Source organism: Micromonospora sp. BQ11, from assembly GCF_052068135.1.
In the GTDB taxonomy this organism is placed as follows: domain Bacteria; phylum Actinomycetota; class Actinomycetes; order Mycobacteriales; family Micromonosporaceae; genus Micromonospora.
Genome location: NZ_JBQHDB010000008.1, coordinates 267,715 through 283,940 on the forward strand (window position 1 = coordinate 267,715; position 16,226 = coordinate 283,940).

The window sequence follows — 16,226 nt, forward strand, 5'->3', positions numbered from 1 at the left end:
ATGACCGCGCGCACACGACCGGCCAAGGACCGTGACGTCGACCTACGCGGTGGAGGTACGTCGCGTGGTAGGTGCACCGTGGCCCGTGCACCGTACTCGGCGATCCGGTCGCTGTTGTCTGGAGACATTCACGGCACCCCCTCTCCTCGCCGGTTGATCCATGACCTCTCCGGATACACGAGAGTCAGTGGATACCGCCATCCCGTCAAGAAGGATTCTCACCATACGCGCACAAAGGATCACTCGGAGAGGATCACGTTGGCGTCACGTCACCTTCACGCGTGAGACTGCCCCTCATGCCAAGCGGGGGCGTCAGGGCGTCGATCGACCTCAGTTCCTCGGCCGTCGCCGTCACAGTCACCCAGCAGGGCGTCCGGATCCCGGTTCTCATCGACGGTCGGCCCGCCATGCCCGCGGGCGTCGCCACCGGACCCGCGGGTCAGATCTACGTCGGTCTCGACACCGCAGCCGTCAGATCACTCCCCGCGGACCACCGCTTCGTCGACGACCCCACCACCCTGCTCGGCACGCCCACTGGCCCCGACGACCCGACACAACCCGACCCCGTGGACCTGCTCGCTGCCGTCCTACGACATGCCGGACACCATGCGGCCGACCAGGTCGGCCAGCCGATCGCTGAGCTCACCCTGACCATCCCACCGAGTTGGGGGCCACGCCGCCGCGGACACGTCAGCGAGGCGGCCACCCGAGCAGGACTACCTTCTCCCGCCCTGGTCACCGCGCCCGCCGCCCTCACCGCGTACGCCACGACGCTCGGCCTCACCACGCCCGAGAACTCCTGTGTGCTTGTGTGCCAGGCCGACCGCCATCCGGCGATCGTCACCGTCCTGCAGGCGGTCGACGACGGCTATCGCGAGCTGGCGACACAGCAGCTCAACGGCGTACCCGACCTCGACAGCCTCATCACCGAGCACGTCGTGCGAGCAGCTACCGCAGACGATGATCCGCTGCGAACGGCGAGTAACTCATCCGCAGACGGCGACGGTCGTCTGGCCATCGTGGAGTCCGTCCGCGCGGCCAGAACCCTGCTCGCGACCCAGGACCGCGCACCGGTCCTACTACCCGCACCCCGACAGCCCGCGGTCATCACCCGCGACGACATCACAACCGCCGCGCAGCCGCTCCTGGATCAGATACCCACCACCGTCATCGAGCTCCTCGACGCCGCCGACGTGGACAAGGAGAAACTGGCTGCCGTCATCCTGCGGCCCGCCCGCGCCCTGCCCGCGCTGACCGACCGGCTCGCCCACGCCACCGGCCTCAGCCCCGTTCTGGTCGATCACCCTCACGCCCTGGCCGACGGAGCCCTGAACCTCACCGCAGCCCACCAACCCGACCCTCGCGCCGCCGCCGCACGGCTACCCCGCGTGCGGCTGCGCGTCAGCGACCTCACCGGCGCCCTGCTCATCGGCGCATGCTCCCTGACTCTGCTCCTGCAAGCCGTCCTCACCGCCGACATCACCACCATCCTCACCACCGTCATCGGCGCCCGCACCTCCCTACCGCAACTCGGCATCGCCGGCGCGCTCGCCATGCTCACCGCCCTCGCCGTCGCGCACCTGGCACCCACCACCTGGCTCGCCGGCACCACCGCCGCGTCAGGACCGGAGCCCACCACCGGCAGTCTCATCCGCCGCGGCTACCTCGCCGCCGCCGTCGGCGGCACCGTCGCCGCAGCTCTCTACGGCCTCGCCACCGGCACCGCCGTCGGACTCGACTACACCCCCTACCTGAAATGGACCCTCGGCGCCGCCCTCCCCCTGGCCGCCTGCGCCGCCCTGATCGCCGTCACCGCGCCACGAATCCCCGCCGAGGCCATGCCCACCTGGCTCGCCCTGACCCGCCCCGTCATCACCCACACGATCACCGCCGCCGCCGGCATGTTCCTCATGCGCGCCGCCCTCACCATCACCACCCCCGTCGACCTGACCGGCATGCCCGGCCTCACCGGCAGCATCGGCGCAGCCCTCCTCGGCGCAGCCACCGCCCTCACCGCCAGCCGCAGCCGCGTAACCCGCGCCATCACCGCACCCGGCCTGGCCATCGGCTACGCCCTCGTCTTCAGCAGCAACACCAGCAGCGCCCTGATCGTCGGCTACCTCATCGCTCTCACCTGGTGGGGCCTCCGTCTCACCGCTCATACCCTGCGACTTGCCTACCCCACCGCGAGGCAGACGCTAAGCCGTCTCATGGGCGGCTCTAACTCCTGACAAACCGCCAGGTACAGGCATCGAGCGCGGAAGGTCGCCGGTCAGACTGCGGGCTCAGCGACGCTCAGGTGCAGTACGCCGTGATCACCTGCGCCGGTACGGCCGTCTGACAGCTGACAGGCCGCCAGATCGGCGGCCCCCACTCCATGAAAGCCAGCCCGCTGAGCTCTTCGCTCGGCGGGCTATCTGCACGTGTCCGGTCGAGCGAAGGAGGCATCGCATCGTGGCGTTGACCGAGCTACGACGACGTTCAGCTCAGCCGCGTCCGAACCCACTCCGCCCTTCCAGTCGGCCGGCTCGCCTGGCCGAGCCGCTGGCGGACGCGCGCGCTCCCGCTATCGCGGCAGTGCGGTCAGTACCGCCCCGAGCACCTCACCCTGTTGAACCCCTCCGAAAGGCCAGCACCATGAAGACACTCCAGGACTTTCCGATCCTCATCGTCCTGACGAGACGAATGAGTACCCCCGCCTGGGCGACACGCTCCTGCGCGCCCGAGCCCCGTACGGGTGCACGCGCCGTTTCGCCACCGTCGAGAAACGGCTCGCCGAGTCGCCCTCGTCCACGGGCCAACGGTCTGAAGGACCAGAACGAGAATCCCTGCTCAAAGGCTCCACGGAGCCGGCAGCGCACCGCAACCACCGCTACGGCAAGCAGGCTTGACACCTGGCGGCCGCAACGGGTGGATGGACGTCCACAAGTGACAAATACCGCGACCGTGCATCGCAGCGACTGCAGCAGCAACAACCGGTTACAGCGGCGCTGTGACCCCGAGAGGAAGCCGGATCCATGCGCACCCCATCCCCGCCTAGGCCCCGAATTCGTACCGTCAGGCGTCGGCGTCAACCGGCGATTTGCCGGCCGCGTCACACCACGCCGGCACCCCCGTTCGGCCAACACCCTGGACCGGCGATGAACAGCCCCGCCGCCCGCGAATGGCGGCCAGACCCACTACTGACCATCGATGAACTCGCTGCCTGGCTGGGCAAGCCGAAGAACACGCTCTACGCCTGGCACAGCCGCGGCAAAGGGCCCCGCGCCATCCGGGTCGGCAACACGCTGCGCTACCGCCGCAGTGAGGTCGAACGCTGGCTCGACGACCACACCGACGCGGAGCGGTGAGCCGTGGCCCGACCTGAACTCCCCGTCGGCACCTGGGGCAAGATCCGCACCGCGAAACTAGGACCCAACCGGTTCCGGGCACGCGCCCGGTTCCGCGACTACGACGGCAAGACCCGTGACATCGAGGCCACCGACACCACCGGTCCGGCCGCCGAACGGGCTCTTAAGGTCAAGCTCCGCGACCGCGCCACACCCAACAACGACGAAATCGCCCGCGAAACCCGCATCGGCAGACTCGCCGAGCTGTGGGTCGAAGAAGTCACTGCCGAGGAACGGATCGCACCACAGACCATCCACCGATACGAGACCAGCGTGCGCACCGCGATCGTGCCTGCCCTGGGCAACCTCCGGATCCGAGAAGCCAGCGTCGGCCGTCTCGACCGGCTCCTACGCGACATCGCCAAGGATCGCCCGTCAACGGCCAAGGGAGTAAAGGTCGTCCTCGGCCAGATGTTCGCGCTGGCCGTACGCCACGGCGCGATCCCGACCAACCCCGTACGCGACACCGGCCGGCTACGCAAACCCCGCCGGACAGTAGTCGCCCTCACCGACGAGCACCTCCACGCTGTCCGCACGGCCATCCGCGAATGGCAGGAACCGGTCCCCGGCAAGCCGGGGCCTCGACACACCGGCGACCTGGCCGACGTCGTCGACCTCATGCTCGCCACCGGCGCCCGCATCGGCGAGATCCTCGCCCTGCGGTGGGAAGACCTGGATCTCGCCGCCGAACGACCCACCCTGACGATCTGCGGCACCCTCGTCTTCGTCAAAGGCCAGGGCATCTTCCGACAACCCTGGACCAAAAGTGACGCCGGCTATCGGATGGTCGTCCTGCCGCGGTTCGCGGTCGGCATGCTCCTGGCCCGCAAGCTCGGGGCGGCCGAGAACCCGCATGACGCGATCTTCGCCTCCCGACGCGGCACCTGGCTGTCGCCCAACAACGTGCGCCGCCAGTGGCGCCAGGCTCGTGCCGACGCCGACCTCGACTGGGTCACTCCCCACACCTTCCGCAAGACCGTGGCCACCCTGATCAAGGAGGAGACCGACACCAAGAGCGCCGCGGCACAGCTCGGCCACTCCAGCGAGGAGATCACCGAGACCTACTACATCGCCAAGCCGGTACAGGCCCCAGACGTGTCCGGCATCCTCGAACGGCTCGGCACCAACCGAAACCAACCACAACCACGAACAGCACGCAACGATGCACACCGATGACTAACCGGGTTGCCGCACCCCGTAAGTGGGGGGTTTTTCGGGGGAGGTTCAAAACTTCATAGAAGAAAACCAAAGCCCTGACCAGCATTCTCGCTGGTCAGGGCTTTTTCTTTGTCGGGACGGCCGGATTCGAACCGACGACCCCTTGACCCCCAGTCAAGTGCGCTACCAAGCTGCGCCACGTCCCGATGCCCTCGCGCGATTTCCCCCGCGACAGCCGGTACAGCTTAGCGCAGGATCTTCCGACAGTCCGCACCCGCCCCTCCCGTTCCGGAGCGCCCCGCCACGACCCCTCAAGCGTCCTAGGAGGGTGGGTGACGGGGCGGATCCGGACGAGCGGTCAGCCGTGTACCTTGCCCCGGCCGCCGGGGCCGAGCTTCTTGCGCGGGCGTACGGAGATCTCGATCGGGCTGCCCTCGAAGCCGAACTCCTCGCGGAGCTTGCGCTCGACGAAGCGCTGGTAGCCGGGGTCCAGCGGGGCGGTGGTGAACAGCACGAAGCGCGGCGGCGCCACGCCCGCCTGGGTGGCGAAGAGGATCTTCGGCGCCCGTCCACCGCGCACCGGGTGCGGGGTGGCCTGCACCAGGGCGGTCAGCCACGAGTTGAGCTGGGCGGTCGGGATACGCGTCTCCCAGCTCGCCAGGGCCTTGCGCAGCGCCGGGGCGAGCTTGTCCACCGCGCGGCCGGTCATGGCCGACAGGTTGAGCCGGATCGCCCACGGGATGCGGCGGAGTTCCCGCTCGATCTCCTTGTCCAGGTAGTAGCGCCGGTCGGTGTCGACCAGGTCCCACTTGTTGAAGGCGATGACGAGTGCCCGGCCGGTCTCGGTGACCATGGACAGGATCCGCTGGTCCTGCTCGCTGATGACCTCGCTGGCGTCGAGCAGCACGACGGCCACCTCGGCCGCCTCGATGGCCGCGGCGGTGCGCAGGCTGGCGTAGTACTCGGTGCCGCTGGCCTTGCCCACCCGCTTGCGCAGGCCGGCGGTGTCCACCAGCTGCCACGTCTCGCCACCGATCTGGACGAGGCTGTCCACCGGGTCGACGGTGGTGCCGGCGACCGAGTCGACCACCGCCCGCTCCTCGCCGGAGAACCGGTTGAGCAGGCTGGACTTGCCGACGTTGGGCCGCCCGACCAGGGCCACCCGCCGCGGCCCGCGCGGCCGGTTCTCCACGATCTTCGGTGCCTCGGGCATCGCGTCGAGGATGGCGTCGAGCAGTTCGCCGGACCCCCGTCCGTGCAGGGCGGAGACCGGCATCGGCTCCCCGAGACCCAGCGACCAGAGTGAGGTCGCCTCCATCTCGATGGAGGTGTTGTCCGCCTTGTTCGCCACCAGGAGCACCGGCTTGGCGCTGCGGCGCAGCATCTTCACCGCGGCCTCGTCCACGTCGGTGGAACCGACCATGGCGTCGACCACGAAGAGCACCACGTCGGCGGTGCCGATCGCCGCCTCGGCCTGTGCGGCGATCGCCGCCGCCCGGTCCTTGGCGTCGGGCTCCCACCCGCCGGTGTCCACCACGGTGAACTGCCGGCCGTTCCACTGCGCGTCGTACGGCACCCGGTCCCGGGTCACGCCGGGGACGTCCTCGACGACCGCCTGCCGGCGACCGATGAGGCGGTTCACCAGCGTCGACTTGCCCACGTTGGGGCGGCCGACCACGGCCACCACGGGCTGCGGGCCGGTCTGCTCCTCGGTCTCGACGTCCGGCTCGCGCAGTTCCACCCATCCACCGACATCGCTCATGCCACACCTCGCTCGGTCAGTAGTGCGTGCAGGCGTGCGACGACCTCGTCGATGCCCAGCTCGGTGGTGTCCAGCACGACCGCGTCGTCGACCTGGGTGAGCGGGTCGGCCTTGCGCGTCGAGTCGAGCAGGTCCCGGCGGGCCAGGTCGGCGGCGGTCACCGCGACGTCCGCGGCGTCCTCGGCGCTGCGCCGGGCGGCGCGCGCGGCCTCGGAGGCGGTCAGGAAGACCTTCAGGTTCGCGTCCGGCGCCACGACCGAGCCGATGTCCCGGCCCTCGACGACGATCCGGACCGCGTGGGCGATCATCTCCCGCTGCCGGGCGACCAGGAGCGCGCGGACCGCCGGCACGGCGGCCACGGCGGACACCGCGCCGGTCACCTCGGGCCCGCGGATGTCCGCGTCGACGGTGACGCCGTCGACGGTCACGCCGTACCCCTGGGGGTCGGTGCCGATGCGCAGGTCCACCTCGCCGGCGACCTTGGCCACCGACTCGGCGTCGGCCAGGTCGATGCCGGAGCGCAGCGCCGCCCAGGTGATCGCCCGGTACATCGCGCCGGTGTCCAGGTAGCGGGCACCGAGCCCGACGGCGAGCCGCCGGGAGACGGTGGACTTACCCGAACCGGACGGCCCGTCCACAGCGACCACACAGCGCCCGATCCGTTCGTTTTCCTCCACCGTCGTCCTCCTCAGCCCGTACCTCACGGAACATCCTGTCCCGCGAGCGGTAACCACACGTTCTCCATCATGCCCGGCGCCACGCCGGGTCCTCACGCGCCGTCGCGCAGGGCGACGCCCGCCACCCGTCGCCGGGCGGCACGGAGCCTACCGGCAGCCGTACCCCGGCAGGCCGCCGTCAGTCACTCGCCCACGGCCTTGTACAGGCCGGCGACCTCCGCGTTGGTCAGTCGCCGGATCCGACCGGTACGCAGGTCACCGAGCTTGATCGGCCCGATGGACGTACGGATCAGTCGGCTCACCGGGTGCCCCACCTCGGCCAGCAGTCGCCGGACGATGTGCTTGCGCCCCTCGTGCAGGGTCAGCTCCACCTGGGCGGTCTTGCCCAGGGTGTCCACCACCTTGAACGAGTGCACCCGCACCGGGCCGTCCTCCAGCTCCACGCCGGCCATCAGCCGCTTGCCCAGGTTGCGCGGGATCGGCCCGGCCACCTCTGCGAGGTAGGTCTTCAGCACCTCGTACGACGGGTGTGTGAGCTTGTGGGCGAGATTGCCGTCGTTGGTGAGCAGCAGCAGGCCCTCGCTGTCCGCGTCGAGCCGGCCCACGTGGTAGACGCGCTGCTCCACCCGGTTGCCGATGAACTCGGCGAGTTCGTTGCGCCCCTTGTCGTCCGACATGGTGGTGACCACCCCGCGCGGCTTGTTCATCGCCACGTACACCAGGCGGTTGTCGGCCTGGAGGCGCTCGCCGTCGACGTGGATGACGGCGGTGGCCGGGTCGACCTTGTCTCCGAGCTGCGCCACCCGCCCGTTGACGGTGACGCGGCGGCGGAAGATCAGGTCCTCGCAGGCACGTCGGGAGCCCACGCCGGCGGCGGCGAGCACCTTCTGCAGGCGTTCGGTGCCGGTGTGGACGGGGGCGTCGGACTTCGGGGCGCGGTCATCGCGTGGCATCGGCAAGCTCTTCTACATCGTCGGGGAGGAACGGGGCCAGCGGCGGGAGATCGTCGACGCTGTTCAGCCCGAGCTTCTCCAGGAACATCGTGGTGGTCCGGTAGAGGAAGGCACCGCTGTCGGATTCGGTGCCGCACTCCTCGATCAGGCCTCGGGACACCAGCGTACGGATCACGCCGTCGCAGTTGACACCGCGGATGGCGGAGACCCGGGATCGGGTGACCGGCTGCCGGTAGGCGACCACGGCCAGGGTTTCCAGCGCGGCCTGGGTCAGCCGGACCGACTGCCCGTCCAGTACGAACCGCTCCACGTACGTCGCGTATTCCGGCCGGGTGTAGAGACGCCAGCCACCGGCGGCCCGACGCAGCTCGAAACCGTGCCCGGCGGCGGTGTACCCGGCGGCGATCTCGTCCAGCACCGGCCCGACCCGCTCGGCCGGTTGCTCGAGCACCTGGGCGAGGACGAGTTCGCTCACCGGCTCGTCCACCACCAGCAGGATCGCCTCCAGCGCGCCGCGCAGCTCCGCGTCGTCGAGCTGCGGCGCCGGCTCCGGCACGACCGTCGCCCGCCGTCGAGGTCGAGGCGCCCTCTCCGGTACGCCCGCAGCCTCCCCCTCCCCCGCCGGCGCCGCGTCAGCCGGCGCCGCGTCAGCCGGCGCCGCGTCAGCCGGCGCGCCGATCTTGGTACGTTCCGGCCCCTCCAGGGGCGCTTCGGTACCAAGATCCGATCCGGTGTCCGCCGGGGCGGCCTCGGTGGGCGCAGGGGGGCGGGGGCGGTCCCAGGGCGGGACCCAGGCGGCGGCCTGGTCGGCCAGGGAGTCCCGGCGCTCCTCGTCGTTCATCGCGCTCACTCCTCGGTCCTTGCCGTGCGCTCCGGCTCGGCCACGCCGTCCGGCTGGGCCGCGTCACCCGGCTCGGCCACGTCGGCGGGCGCCGCCTCGGCCACGCCGTCCTCCGGTGGCTCGGGGCTGCCGGCGTACTCGTCGATGTGCAGGTCGGGGCCGCCGTCGGCGGGGCCGGTCCAGCGTACGGTCAGCTCCTCCAGGGCCTGCTCCTGCACGAAGGCCACCAGGCCCTCGCGGTACAGCTCCAGCAGCGCCAGGAAGCGGGCCACCACCTCCAGGGTGATCTCGCAGTCGGCGCAGAGCAGCGAGAACGCGGCGGTGCCGGCGCGGCGGAGTCGTTCGGTGAGGATCGCCGCGTGCTCCCGGACGCTGACCCGGACCATGTGCACGTGCGCGATGGACACCTCGGGCACCGGCTTCGGCGTCATGGCCCTGATCGCGAGTTTCAGCAGCCGCTCCGGGCCGATGCCGAGGACCAGGTCGGGCAGGGCCTCGGCGTACCTGGGCTCCAGGGTGACCGCGCGCGGGTAGCGCCGCCCACCGACCTCCTCCAGGGCCGCGATGTGCGCCGCCGCCTCCTTGTACGCCTTGTACTGCAACAGCCGGGCGAACAGCAGGTCCCGGGCTTCCAGCAGGGCGAGGTCCTCCTCGTCCTCGACCTCGGCGGCAGGCAGCAGCCGGGCCGCCTTCAGGTCGAGCAGGGTCGCGGCGATCAGCAGGAACTCGCTCGTCTCGTCCAGGTCCCACTGGTCGCCCATCGCCCGGATGTAGGCGATGAACTCGTCGGTGACCTTGTGCAGCGCCACCTCGGTGACGTCCAGCTTGTGCTTGCTGATCAGTTGCAGCAGCAGGTCGAAGGGGCCGGTGAAGTTCGCCAGCCGTACGGTGAAGCCGCTCGTCGCGGCCGCGTCGTCCGTGCTGGCCGGCACCACGTCGTCGACCTCGGCGGCCAGCTCCGCCGCCACGGCCGGGTCGGCGGCCCGGGGCGGAGCGGTCGGGTCGAGGGGTGGCGCGGTCACCGGAGAACCGTAGTCCACGCTGCGGACACCCGGCGTTCCGGCTACCGCTCGGACTGCGCGGCGATCACCTCGCGGGCCAGCTGCCGGTAGTTGCGGGCCCCGGACGACGCCGGGTCGAGCGTGGTGATCGGGGCGCCGGCGACGGTGGACTCCGGGAACTTCACCGTCTTGGTGATCACCGTCTGGTAGACCTTGTCGCCGAACGCCTCCACGACCCGCTGAAGGACCTGCCGGCAGTGGGTGGTGCGGCTGTCGTACATGGTCGCCAGGATGCCTTCCAGCTCCAGGTCGAAGTTGAGCCGCTCGCGGACCTTGTCGATGGTGTCCAGCAGCAGCGCCACACCGCGCAGCGAGAAGAACTCGCACTCCAGCGGGATGAGCACGCCGTGCGCGACGGTCAGCGCGTTGATCGCCAGCAGGCCCAGCGAGGGCTGGCAGTCGATCAGGATGTAGTCGTACTCCTTGCGGACGCTGCGCAGCACCCGGGCCAGGGCCATCTCCCGGGCGACCTCGTTGACGAGCTGTATCTCGGCCGCCGACAGGTCGATGTTGGCCGGGAGCAGGTGCAGGCCCGCCACGTCGGTCTTGATGAGGACGTCCTCGGCGGTGACGTCGTCCTGCATCAGCAGGTTGTAGACCGACAGGTCGAGGTTGTGCGGATTGACGCCCAGGCCGACCGAGAGCGCGCCCTGCGGGTCGAAGTCGACCAGCAGCACCTTACGGCCGTACTCGGCGAGGGCGGCGCCCAGGTTGATGGTCGTGGTGGTCTTGCCCACCCCGCCCTTCTGGTTGGCCATCGCGATGATCCGGGCCGGGCCGTGCCGGTCGGTCGGCATCGGCTCGGGGATCGGCTTGCGCATCGTGTAGGCCGCCGGGTCCGCCGGACCGAGGTCCGCCCCGAGCGTGGCCTGCTGCTCGCGGAGCTCCGACGTCCAGGTCTCGGCACGGTCACCGTTGCCCGCCATGTCCTCGTTGCCCCCTCCCGACGACCACCCGGCGTCGGAGTCGACCGACGTCCCTTCGCGGCGCCGCCGCGCACCCTGGGTCCGCGTCGCCCCGCCAGGTCCGCGCCGATCCCGACTGTACGCCACCGTCCAGCAGGCCGTTCGGCACCCGTGCGGCGTGTCGGCGGCCGGCCTCAGCCCCGGGCCCGGGGATGGGCCGTCGCGTACACCTCGCGCAGCCGCTCCACGGTCACCAGCGTGTAGACCTGGGTGGTGGTGACCGAGGCGTGCCCGAGCAGTTCCTGCACCACCCGGACGTCCGCGCCGCCGTCCAGAAGGTGGGTCGCGTACGAGTGGCGCAACGTGTGCGGGGAGACCGCCTCCGGTCCGTCCACCGGCAGCCCGGCGCCCTGAGCGGCCCGGCGCAGGATCGTCCAGGCACCCTGCCGGGACAGCGGCCCGCCGCGGGCGTTGAGGAAGACCGCCGGGGTGCCCCGGCCGCCGGCGGCGAGCACCGGACGCGCCCGCACCAGGTACGCGCGCAGCGCCTCGACCGCGTACCCGCCGATCGGCACCAGGCGGGTGCGCCCGCCCTTGCCCCGCAGCAGCGCGGCGCCCTCGTCGACGTCCAGGTCGTCCACGGCCGCGCCGACCGCCTCGGAGATGCGCGCGCCGGTGCCGTACAGGAACTCCAGCAGCGCCCGGTCGCGTAGCGCACGGGCCGCGCCGTCGCCGGTGGCGGTCACCGGGCCGGCGGTCTCCAGCAGCCGGACCACGGCGTCGACCGGCAGTGCCCGGGGCAGTCGGCGCGGCGGCGTGGGCGGTCGGACGTCGCGGCTGGGGTCGGCACCGGCCAGGCCCTCGCGCAGCGCGAAGCGGTGCAGCCCGCGTACGGCGCTGGCCGCGCGGGCGGCGGAGGCGGCGGCCCGGGGCGGATGCCCGTCGTCGCCGGCGCGCAGTCGCGCGAGGTGCGACTCGACCGTGCCGGCACCGACCGACGCGAGGTCGGCGATGCCGGCCTCGGCCAGCGTCGTGACGTAGCGGTCCAGGTCCCGCCGGTACGAGGCGAGGGTGTTCGTGGACAGTCCACGCTCGACGGTGAGGTGGTCGAGGTAGCCGCGGACGGCACGCCGAAGGGCCGGCGCGGGCTCCACGCCCGTGCCGGCCCGACGCGCTGTGGTGGTCAGGCTGTCGCCGGTCAGGCCAGGACCTCGGCCAGGGGCAGCGTGGCCATGCCGTGCGCCTCGGCGACCGGGCCGTAGACGACCTGACCGTCGTGGGTGTTCAGGCCCAGGGCCAGCGCCGGGTCACGGCGCAGCGCGTCGCGCCAGCCGTTGTTGGCCAGTTCCAGGGCGTACGGCAGGGTGACGTTCGTCAGCGCGTAGGTGCTGGTGTGCGGCACCGCGCCGGGCATGTTCGCCACGCAGTAGAAGATGGACTCGTGGACCTGGTAGGTCGGGTCGGCGTGGGTGGTCGGCCGCGAGTCCTCGAAGCAGCCGCCCTGGTCGATGGAGATGTCGACCAGCACGCTGCCCGGCTTCATCCGGGACACCAGCTCGTTGGAGATCAGGGTCGGGGCCTTCGCGCCGGGCACCAGCACCGCGCCGATGACCAGGTCCGCGTCGAGGACGGCCCGCTCGACCTCGTACGCGTTGGAGGCGACGGTCTGGAGGTGGCCCCGGTAGATGGCGTCGGCCTGCCGCAGCCGGGCGACGTTCTTGTCCAGCAGCAGCACCTCGGCCTGCAGGCCCAGCGCGATGGCGGCGGCGTTCATGCCGGAGACACCGGCGCCGATGACGACGGTCTTCGCCGCGTACACGCCGGAGACGCCGCCCATGAGGATGCCGCGCCCGCCGCCCTGGCGCTGGAGGTGGTGCGCGCCGACCTGCGGGGCGAGCCGACCGGCCACCTCGGACATCGGGGCCAGCAGCGGCAACGACCGGTCGGGCAGCTCGACGGTCTCGTACGCGATGCCGGTGACCTTCCGGTCGACCAGCGCGTCGGTGCACGCCTTCGAGGCGGCCAGGTGCAGGTAGGTGAAGAGCACCTGCCCCTCGCGCATCCGGTGGTACTCCTCGGCGATCGGCTCCTTGACCTTGAGCACCAGCTCGGCGGCGTCCCACACGTCGTCGGCGGTGGCCAGGATCTTGGCGCCGGCGGCGGCGAACTCGTCGTCGCTGATGCTGGAGCCGACACCGGCACCGGACTCGACGAAGACCTGGTGGCCGGCGCGGACGAACTCGTTGACGCCCGCCGGCGTGATCGCCACCCGGTACTCGTGGTTCTTGACCTCGCGGGGGATTCCGACCTTCACGATGCAGACACCTCTCTTCGGGGCCGCTCACCCCCGACTGCCTCGGCGCCACGACGGCCCCGTTGCCGCCACGGTCCACCGGTCCCGCCGGCGGCAGTCTAGGCGCGCCTGGCGCCTCCGCGAGCCAGCACAGTGACATCCGGTGCTCGGCCGGCCTGACGAACTGTCAGGTGCCACCCCGGCCGACGGTGGAGACCGCCTCAGCCGACAGGACAGTGTTCGACCATTATCGTCCCACCGGGCGTGTCACGCCGGGGACAGGCGGTAAGTGGATCACTAGTGTGTCGCCCCATGACCACTCCTCCGTACCAGCCGGGTTACCCGGCGGGCGTCTCCGACAAGAGCAAGATCGTCGCGGGCATCCTCGGCATCCTGCTCGGCACCTTCGGTGCCGGTCGCTTCTACACCGGCCACACCAAGATCGCCGTCCTGCAGCTCGTGGTGAGCCTCGTGACCTGCGGTGCCGGCGGCCTCTGGGGCCTCATCGACGGGATCCTGATCCTGGTCAACGGCGGCACCGACGCGCAGGGCCGGCCGCTGCGCGACTGACCGGACCATCGACCGGAAAGGGGCCGCGCGGCGAACCGCGCGGCCCCTTTCTCATGTACCGTCCCGGGGTCTCAGCGGGGCAGCGGCGCGTCCGGCCGGCGCAGGACCGACCACCCGGCGTCGCGGGCCCGGGCGGCGGCGAGCAGCCCGGCCACCGCCGAGGCGTTGGTGACCTCGCCCGCGAGCACCATGCCGACCGCCTCGTCCAGGTCGATCCGCACGACCTGGAGGTCGGCCTCCTCCTCGTGGCGGTCGTGCCGCTCGTCCGCCGGCACGTCCGCCAGGTCCCGGGCCAGGAAGACCCGGACCAGTTCGTTGCTGAACCCCGGCGAGCTGTGCAGGTCCACCAGGACGTCCATCCGACCGGCGGTCAGGTCGGCCTCCTCGGCCAGCTCCCGCGCCGCCGCGACGGCCAGGTCCTCGCCGGTCACGTCCATCAGCCCCGCGGGCAGCTCCCACAGGTGCCGCCCGACCGGATGCCGGTACTGGCGGATGAGCACCACCTGACCGGCGTCGTCGATCGCGACCACGGCGACCGCACCGACGTGCCGGACGTGGTCCCGCACGGCGGTGCCCCCGCCCGGCATGGTCACCTCGTCGCTGACCACGTCGAAGATCTTGCCCCGGTACCGCTCGGTGCGGGACCGCAGCTCGTACCGGTGTGCAAGGAAGGGCCCCCTGTTAACGCCTCCGGTAGAGGAAGGGTCCCCTCTTAACGCTCGCTCGCCCGGCGCGCTCACGAGGTCGAACCCGCCTTCGCCGCAGCCGCGGCGCCGTTGCGGCCGGCCTTCTTCGCCGTCGGGACGGCGTCGAGGTCGACTGGAAGCTGGTCGGCCTCGGAGTACGCGACGGCCGCCTTCACGAACGACGCGAACAGCGGGTGCGGTCGGGTCGGCCGGCTCTTCAGCTCCGGGTGGGCCTGGGTGGCCACGAAGAACGGGTGCAGCTCCCGGTCCAGCTCGATGAACTCGACCAGCCGGCCGTCCGGCGAGGTGCCGGAGATGTGCAGGCCGGCCTTGGTGAGCTGGTCACGGTAGGCGTTGTTGACCTCGTACCGGTGGCGGTGCCGCTCGCTGACCTCGGTGCTGCCGTACGCCTCGGCGACGAGCGAGCCCTCGGCGAGCGTCGCCGGGTACGCACCGAGCCGCATCGTGCCCCCCAGGTCGCCGCGACCCGCGACGATGTCCTGCTGGTCGGCCATCGTGGCGATGACCGGGTGCACGGCCTCCTCGTCGAACTCCAGCGAGTTCGCGCCGTCCAGGCCGCCCAGGTGCCGGGCCACCTCGATGGTCATGCACTGGAGTCCGAGGCAGAGGCCGAGCAGCGGGATGCCGTTCTCGCGGGCGTACCGGGCGGTGCCGATCTTGCCCTCGATGCCGCGCACGCCGAAGCCGCCGGGGATGACGATGCCGTCCACGCCGGCCAGGGCGGCGGCCGCGCCGGCCGGGGTGACGCAGTCGTCGCTGGGCACCCAGCGCAGCTGCACCCGGGCCCGGTGGCCGAAGCCCGCGGCCCGGATCGCCTCACTGACCGACAGGTACGCGTCGGGCAGGTCGACGTACTTGCCGACCAGGGCGACCGTGACGGTGTGCCGGGGCTGGTGCACCCGGTCCAGCAGGTCGTCCCAGCTGGCCCAGTCCACGTCCCGGAAGGAGAGGCCGAGGCGGCGCACCACGTACGCGTCGAGGCCCTCGCGGTGCAGCACCTTGGGGATGTCGTAGATGCTCGGCGCGTCCGGGGCGGCGGTGACCGCCTCGCGGTCGACGTCGCAGTAGAGGGACAGCTTCTCCTTCACCTTGTCCGGGATGTCCCGGTCGCAGCGCAGCACCAGCGCGTCGGGCTGGATGCCGATGCTGCGCAGCTGCGCCACCGAGTGCTGGGTCGGCTTCGTCTTCAGCTCGCCCGAGGGCGCCAGGTACGGCACCAGCGAGACGTGCAGGTAGAAGCAGTTGTCCCGGCCCAGGTCGTGGCGGATCTGCCGGATGGCCTCCAGGAACGGCAGCGACTCGATGTCGCCGACGGTGCCGCCGACCTCGGTGATCACTACGTCCGGCACCTGGCCGTCGGCGTCCGGGTCGGCCATGCCGAGGATCCGGGACTTGATCTCGTTGGTGATGTGCGGGATGACCTGGACGGTGTCGCCCAGGTACTCGCCGCGCCGCTCCTTGGCGATCACCTCGGAGTAGATCTGGCCGGTGGTGACATTGGCCTTGCCGGACAGGTCCCGGTCGAGGAACCGCTCGTAGTGCCCGACGTCGAGGTCGGTCTCGGCGCCGTCCTCGGTCACGAAGACCTCGCCGTGCTGGAACGGGTTCATCGTCCCGGGGTCGACGTTGAGGTAGGGGTCGAGCTTCTGCATGACCACGCGCAGGCCGCGCGCGGTGAGCAGGTTCCCGAGGCTGGAGGCGGTGAGGCCCTTACCCAGCGAGGAGGCAACGCCCCCGGTGACGAAAATGTGCCTGGTCGTCCGTGCTGAAGGGGCCAAGGCCTGCTCCCGTGTCGTCCGTCGCGGTCGTGCAGACCGCCGTGCGATCAGCAGAGTGATCACGCGATCCACGGGATTCCACGGTAACACCTCGTCGGGCCGCACCACCGGGGGCACCCGGAGCACGTCCGC

General features: G+C 71.3%; 14 protein-coding genes and 1 tRNA gene. 4 read left to right on the forward strand and 11 right to left on the reverse strand.

Annotation, left to right across the window (positions count from 1 at the left end):
* Positions 1-296: 296 nt before the first annotated feature.
* The 3 genes from ACTMSW_RS19270 (at position 297) to ACTMSW_RS19280 (ending at position 4,565) form a co-directional block, all read left to right on the forward strand.
* Entirely contained in the window at positions 297-2,231 is a 1,935-nt protein-coding gene (locus ACTMSW_RS19270) for an Hsp70 family protein (protein WP_441182009.1), read from the forward strand.
* A 909-nt stretch (positions 2,232-3,140) separates the two neighbouring features.
* Entirely contained in the window at positions 3,141-3,350 is a 210-nt protein-coding gene (locus tag ACTMSW_RS19275; protein ID WP_441182010.1) for a helix-turn-helix transcriptional regulator, read from the forward strand.
* Between the two features lie 3 nt (positions 3,351-3,353).
* Positions 3,354-4,565 carry a tyrosine-type recombinase/integrase gene (locus tag ACTMSW_RS19280; RefSeq protein ID WP_441182011.1) on the forward strand — a complete coding sequence of 404 codons (1,212 nt, stop codon included), beginning with the start codon at positions 3,354-3,356 and terminating at the stop codon, positions 4,563-4,565.
* 114 nt (positions 4,566-4,679) lie between these two features.
* Here ACTMSW_RS19280 and ACTMSW_RS19285 read toward each other — a convergent pair.
* From ACTMSW_RS19285 to ald, 9 genes are all read right to left on the reverse strand, one after another.
* Positions 4,680-4,753: transfer RNA gene (locus ACTMSW_RS19285), tRNA-Pro, on the reverse strand.
* A gap of 152 nt (positions 4,754-4,905) precedes the next feature.
* A complete protein-coding gene (gene der, locus ACTMSW_RS19290) occupies positions 4,906-6,309 on the reverse strand; it encodes a ribosome biogenesis GTPase Der (RefSeq protein WP_441182012.1) in 1,404 nt (467 codons plus the stop codon).
* Entirely contained in the window at positions 6,306-6,986 is a 681-nt protein-coding gene (cmk, locus tag ACTMSW_RS19295) for a (d)CMP kinase (protein ID WP_441182013.1), read from the reverse strand. The genes der and cmk overlap by 4 nt, the downstream gene beginning before the upstream one ends.
* 182 nt (positions 6,987-7,168) lie before the next feature.
* A complete protein-coding gene (locus tag ACTMSW_RS19300; RefSeq protein ID WP_441182014.1) occupies positions 7,169-7,939 on the reverse strand; it encodes a pseudouridine synthase in 771 nt (256 codons plus the stop codon).
* Positions 7,926-8,780, reverse strand: coding sequence for an SMC-Scp complex subunit ScpB (gene scpB, locus ACTMSW_RS19305; RefSeq protein ID WP_441182039.1), 855 nt, complete (start codon positions 8,778-8,780; stop codon positions 7,926-7,928). The genes ACTMSW_RS19300 and scpB overlap by 14 nt, the downstream gene beginning before the upstream one ends.
* Before the next feature lie 5 nt (positions 8,781-8,785).
* Positions 8,786-9,802 (reverse strand): segregation and condensation protein A, encoded by a 1,017-nt coding sequence (locus tag ACTMSW_RS19310; RefSeq protein WP_441182015.1) that lies wholly within the window; start codon positions 9,800-9,802, stop codon positions 8,786-8,788.
* Between the two features lie 41 nt (positions 9,803-9,843).
* Positions 9,844-10,767: a ParA family protein gene (locus tag ACTMSW_RS19315; protein WP_334559639.1), complete on the reverse strand. Its 924-nt coding sequence runs from the start codon at positions 10,765-10,767 to the stop codon at positions 9,844-9,846.
* A 173-nt stretch (positions 10,768-10,940) separates the two neighbouring features.
* Positions 10,941-11,933: a site-specific tyrosine recombinase XerD gene (locus tag ACTMSW_RS19320; protein ID WP_441182040.1), complete on the reverse strand. Its 993-nt coding sequence runs from the start codon at positions 11,931-11,933 to the stop codon at positions 10,941-10,943.
* 11 nt (positions 11,934-11,944) lie between these two features.
* On the reverse strand, positions 11,945-13,060 hold the full coding sequence (gene ald / locus ACTMSW_RS19325; RefSeq protein WP_441182016.1) for an alanine dehydrogenase: 1,116 nt from the start codon (positions 13,058-13,060) through the stop codon (positions 11,945-11,947).
* A 243-nt stretch (positions 13,061-13,303) separates the two neighbouring features.
* Between ald and ACTMSW_RS19330 the strand changes: the two genes are divergently transcribed.
* Complete coding sequence (locus tag ACTMSW_RS19330; RefSeq protein ID WP_441182017.1) at positions 13,304-13,609, forward strand: TM2 domain-containing protein; 306 nt, start codon at positions 13,304-13,306, stop codon at positions 13,607-13,609.
* A gap of 71 nt (positions 13,610-13,680) precedes the next feature.
* Here the strand turns inward: ACTMSW_RS19330 and ACTMSW_RS19335 are convergent, their stop codons facing one another.
* Positions 13,681-14,259, reverse strand: coding sequence for an NUDIX domain-containing protein (locus ACTMSW_RS19335; RefSeq protein WP_441182041.1), 579 nt, complete (start codon positions 14,257-14,259; stop codon positions 13,681-13,683).
* Between the two features lie 86 nt (positions 14,260-14,345).
* Positions 14,346-16,094, reverse strand: coding sequence for a CTP synthase (locus ACTMSW_RS19340; RefSeq protein ID WP_441182018.1), 1,749 nt, complete (start codon positions 16,092-16,094; stop codon positions 14,346-14,348).
* Positions 16,095-16,226: the final 132 nt, after the last annotated feature.

What these genes read in the sequence shown, in the direction of transcription:
- ACTMSW_RS19270 (WP_441182009.1), top strand. Translation starts at nt 297, where the DNA reads ATGCCAAGCGGGGGCGTCAGGGCGTCGATCGACCTCAGTTCCTCGGCC.
- ACTMSW_RS19275 (WP_441182010.1), top strand. Translation starts at nt 3,141, where the DNA reads ATGAACAGCCCCGCCGCCCGCGAATGGCGGCCAGACCCACTACTGACC.
- der (WP_441182012.1), bottom strand. Translation starts at nt 6,309, where the DNA reads ATGAGCGATGTCGGTGGATGGGTGGAACTGCGCGAGCCGGACGTCGAG.
- ACTMSW_RS19300 (WP_441182014.1), bottom strand. Translation starts at nt 7,939, where the DNA reads ATGCCACGCGATGACCGCGCCCCGAAGTCCGACGCCCCCGTCCACACC.
- scpB (WP_441182039.1), bottom strand. Translation starts at nt 8,780, where the DNA reads ATGAACGACGAGGAGCGCCGGGACTCCCTGGCCGACCAGGCCGCCGCC.
- ACTMSW_RS19315 (WP_334559639.1), bottom strand. Translation starts at nt 10,767, where the DNA reads ATGGCGGGCAACGGTGACCGTGCCGAGACCTGGACGTCGGAGCTCCGC.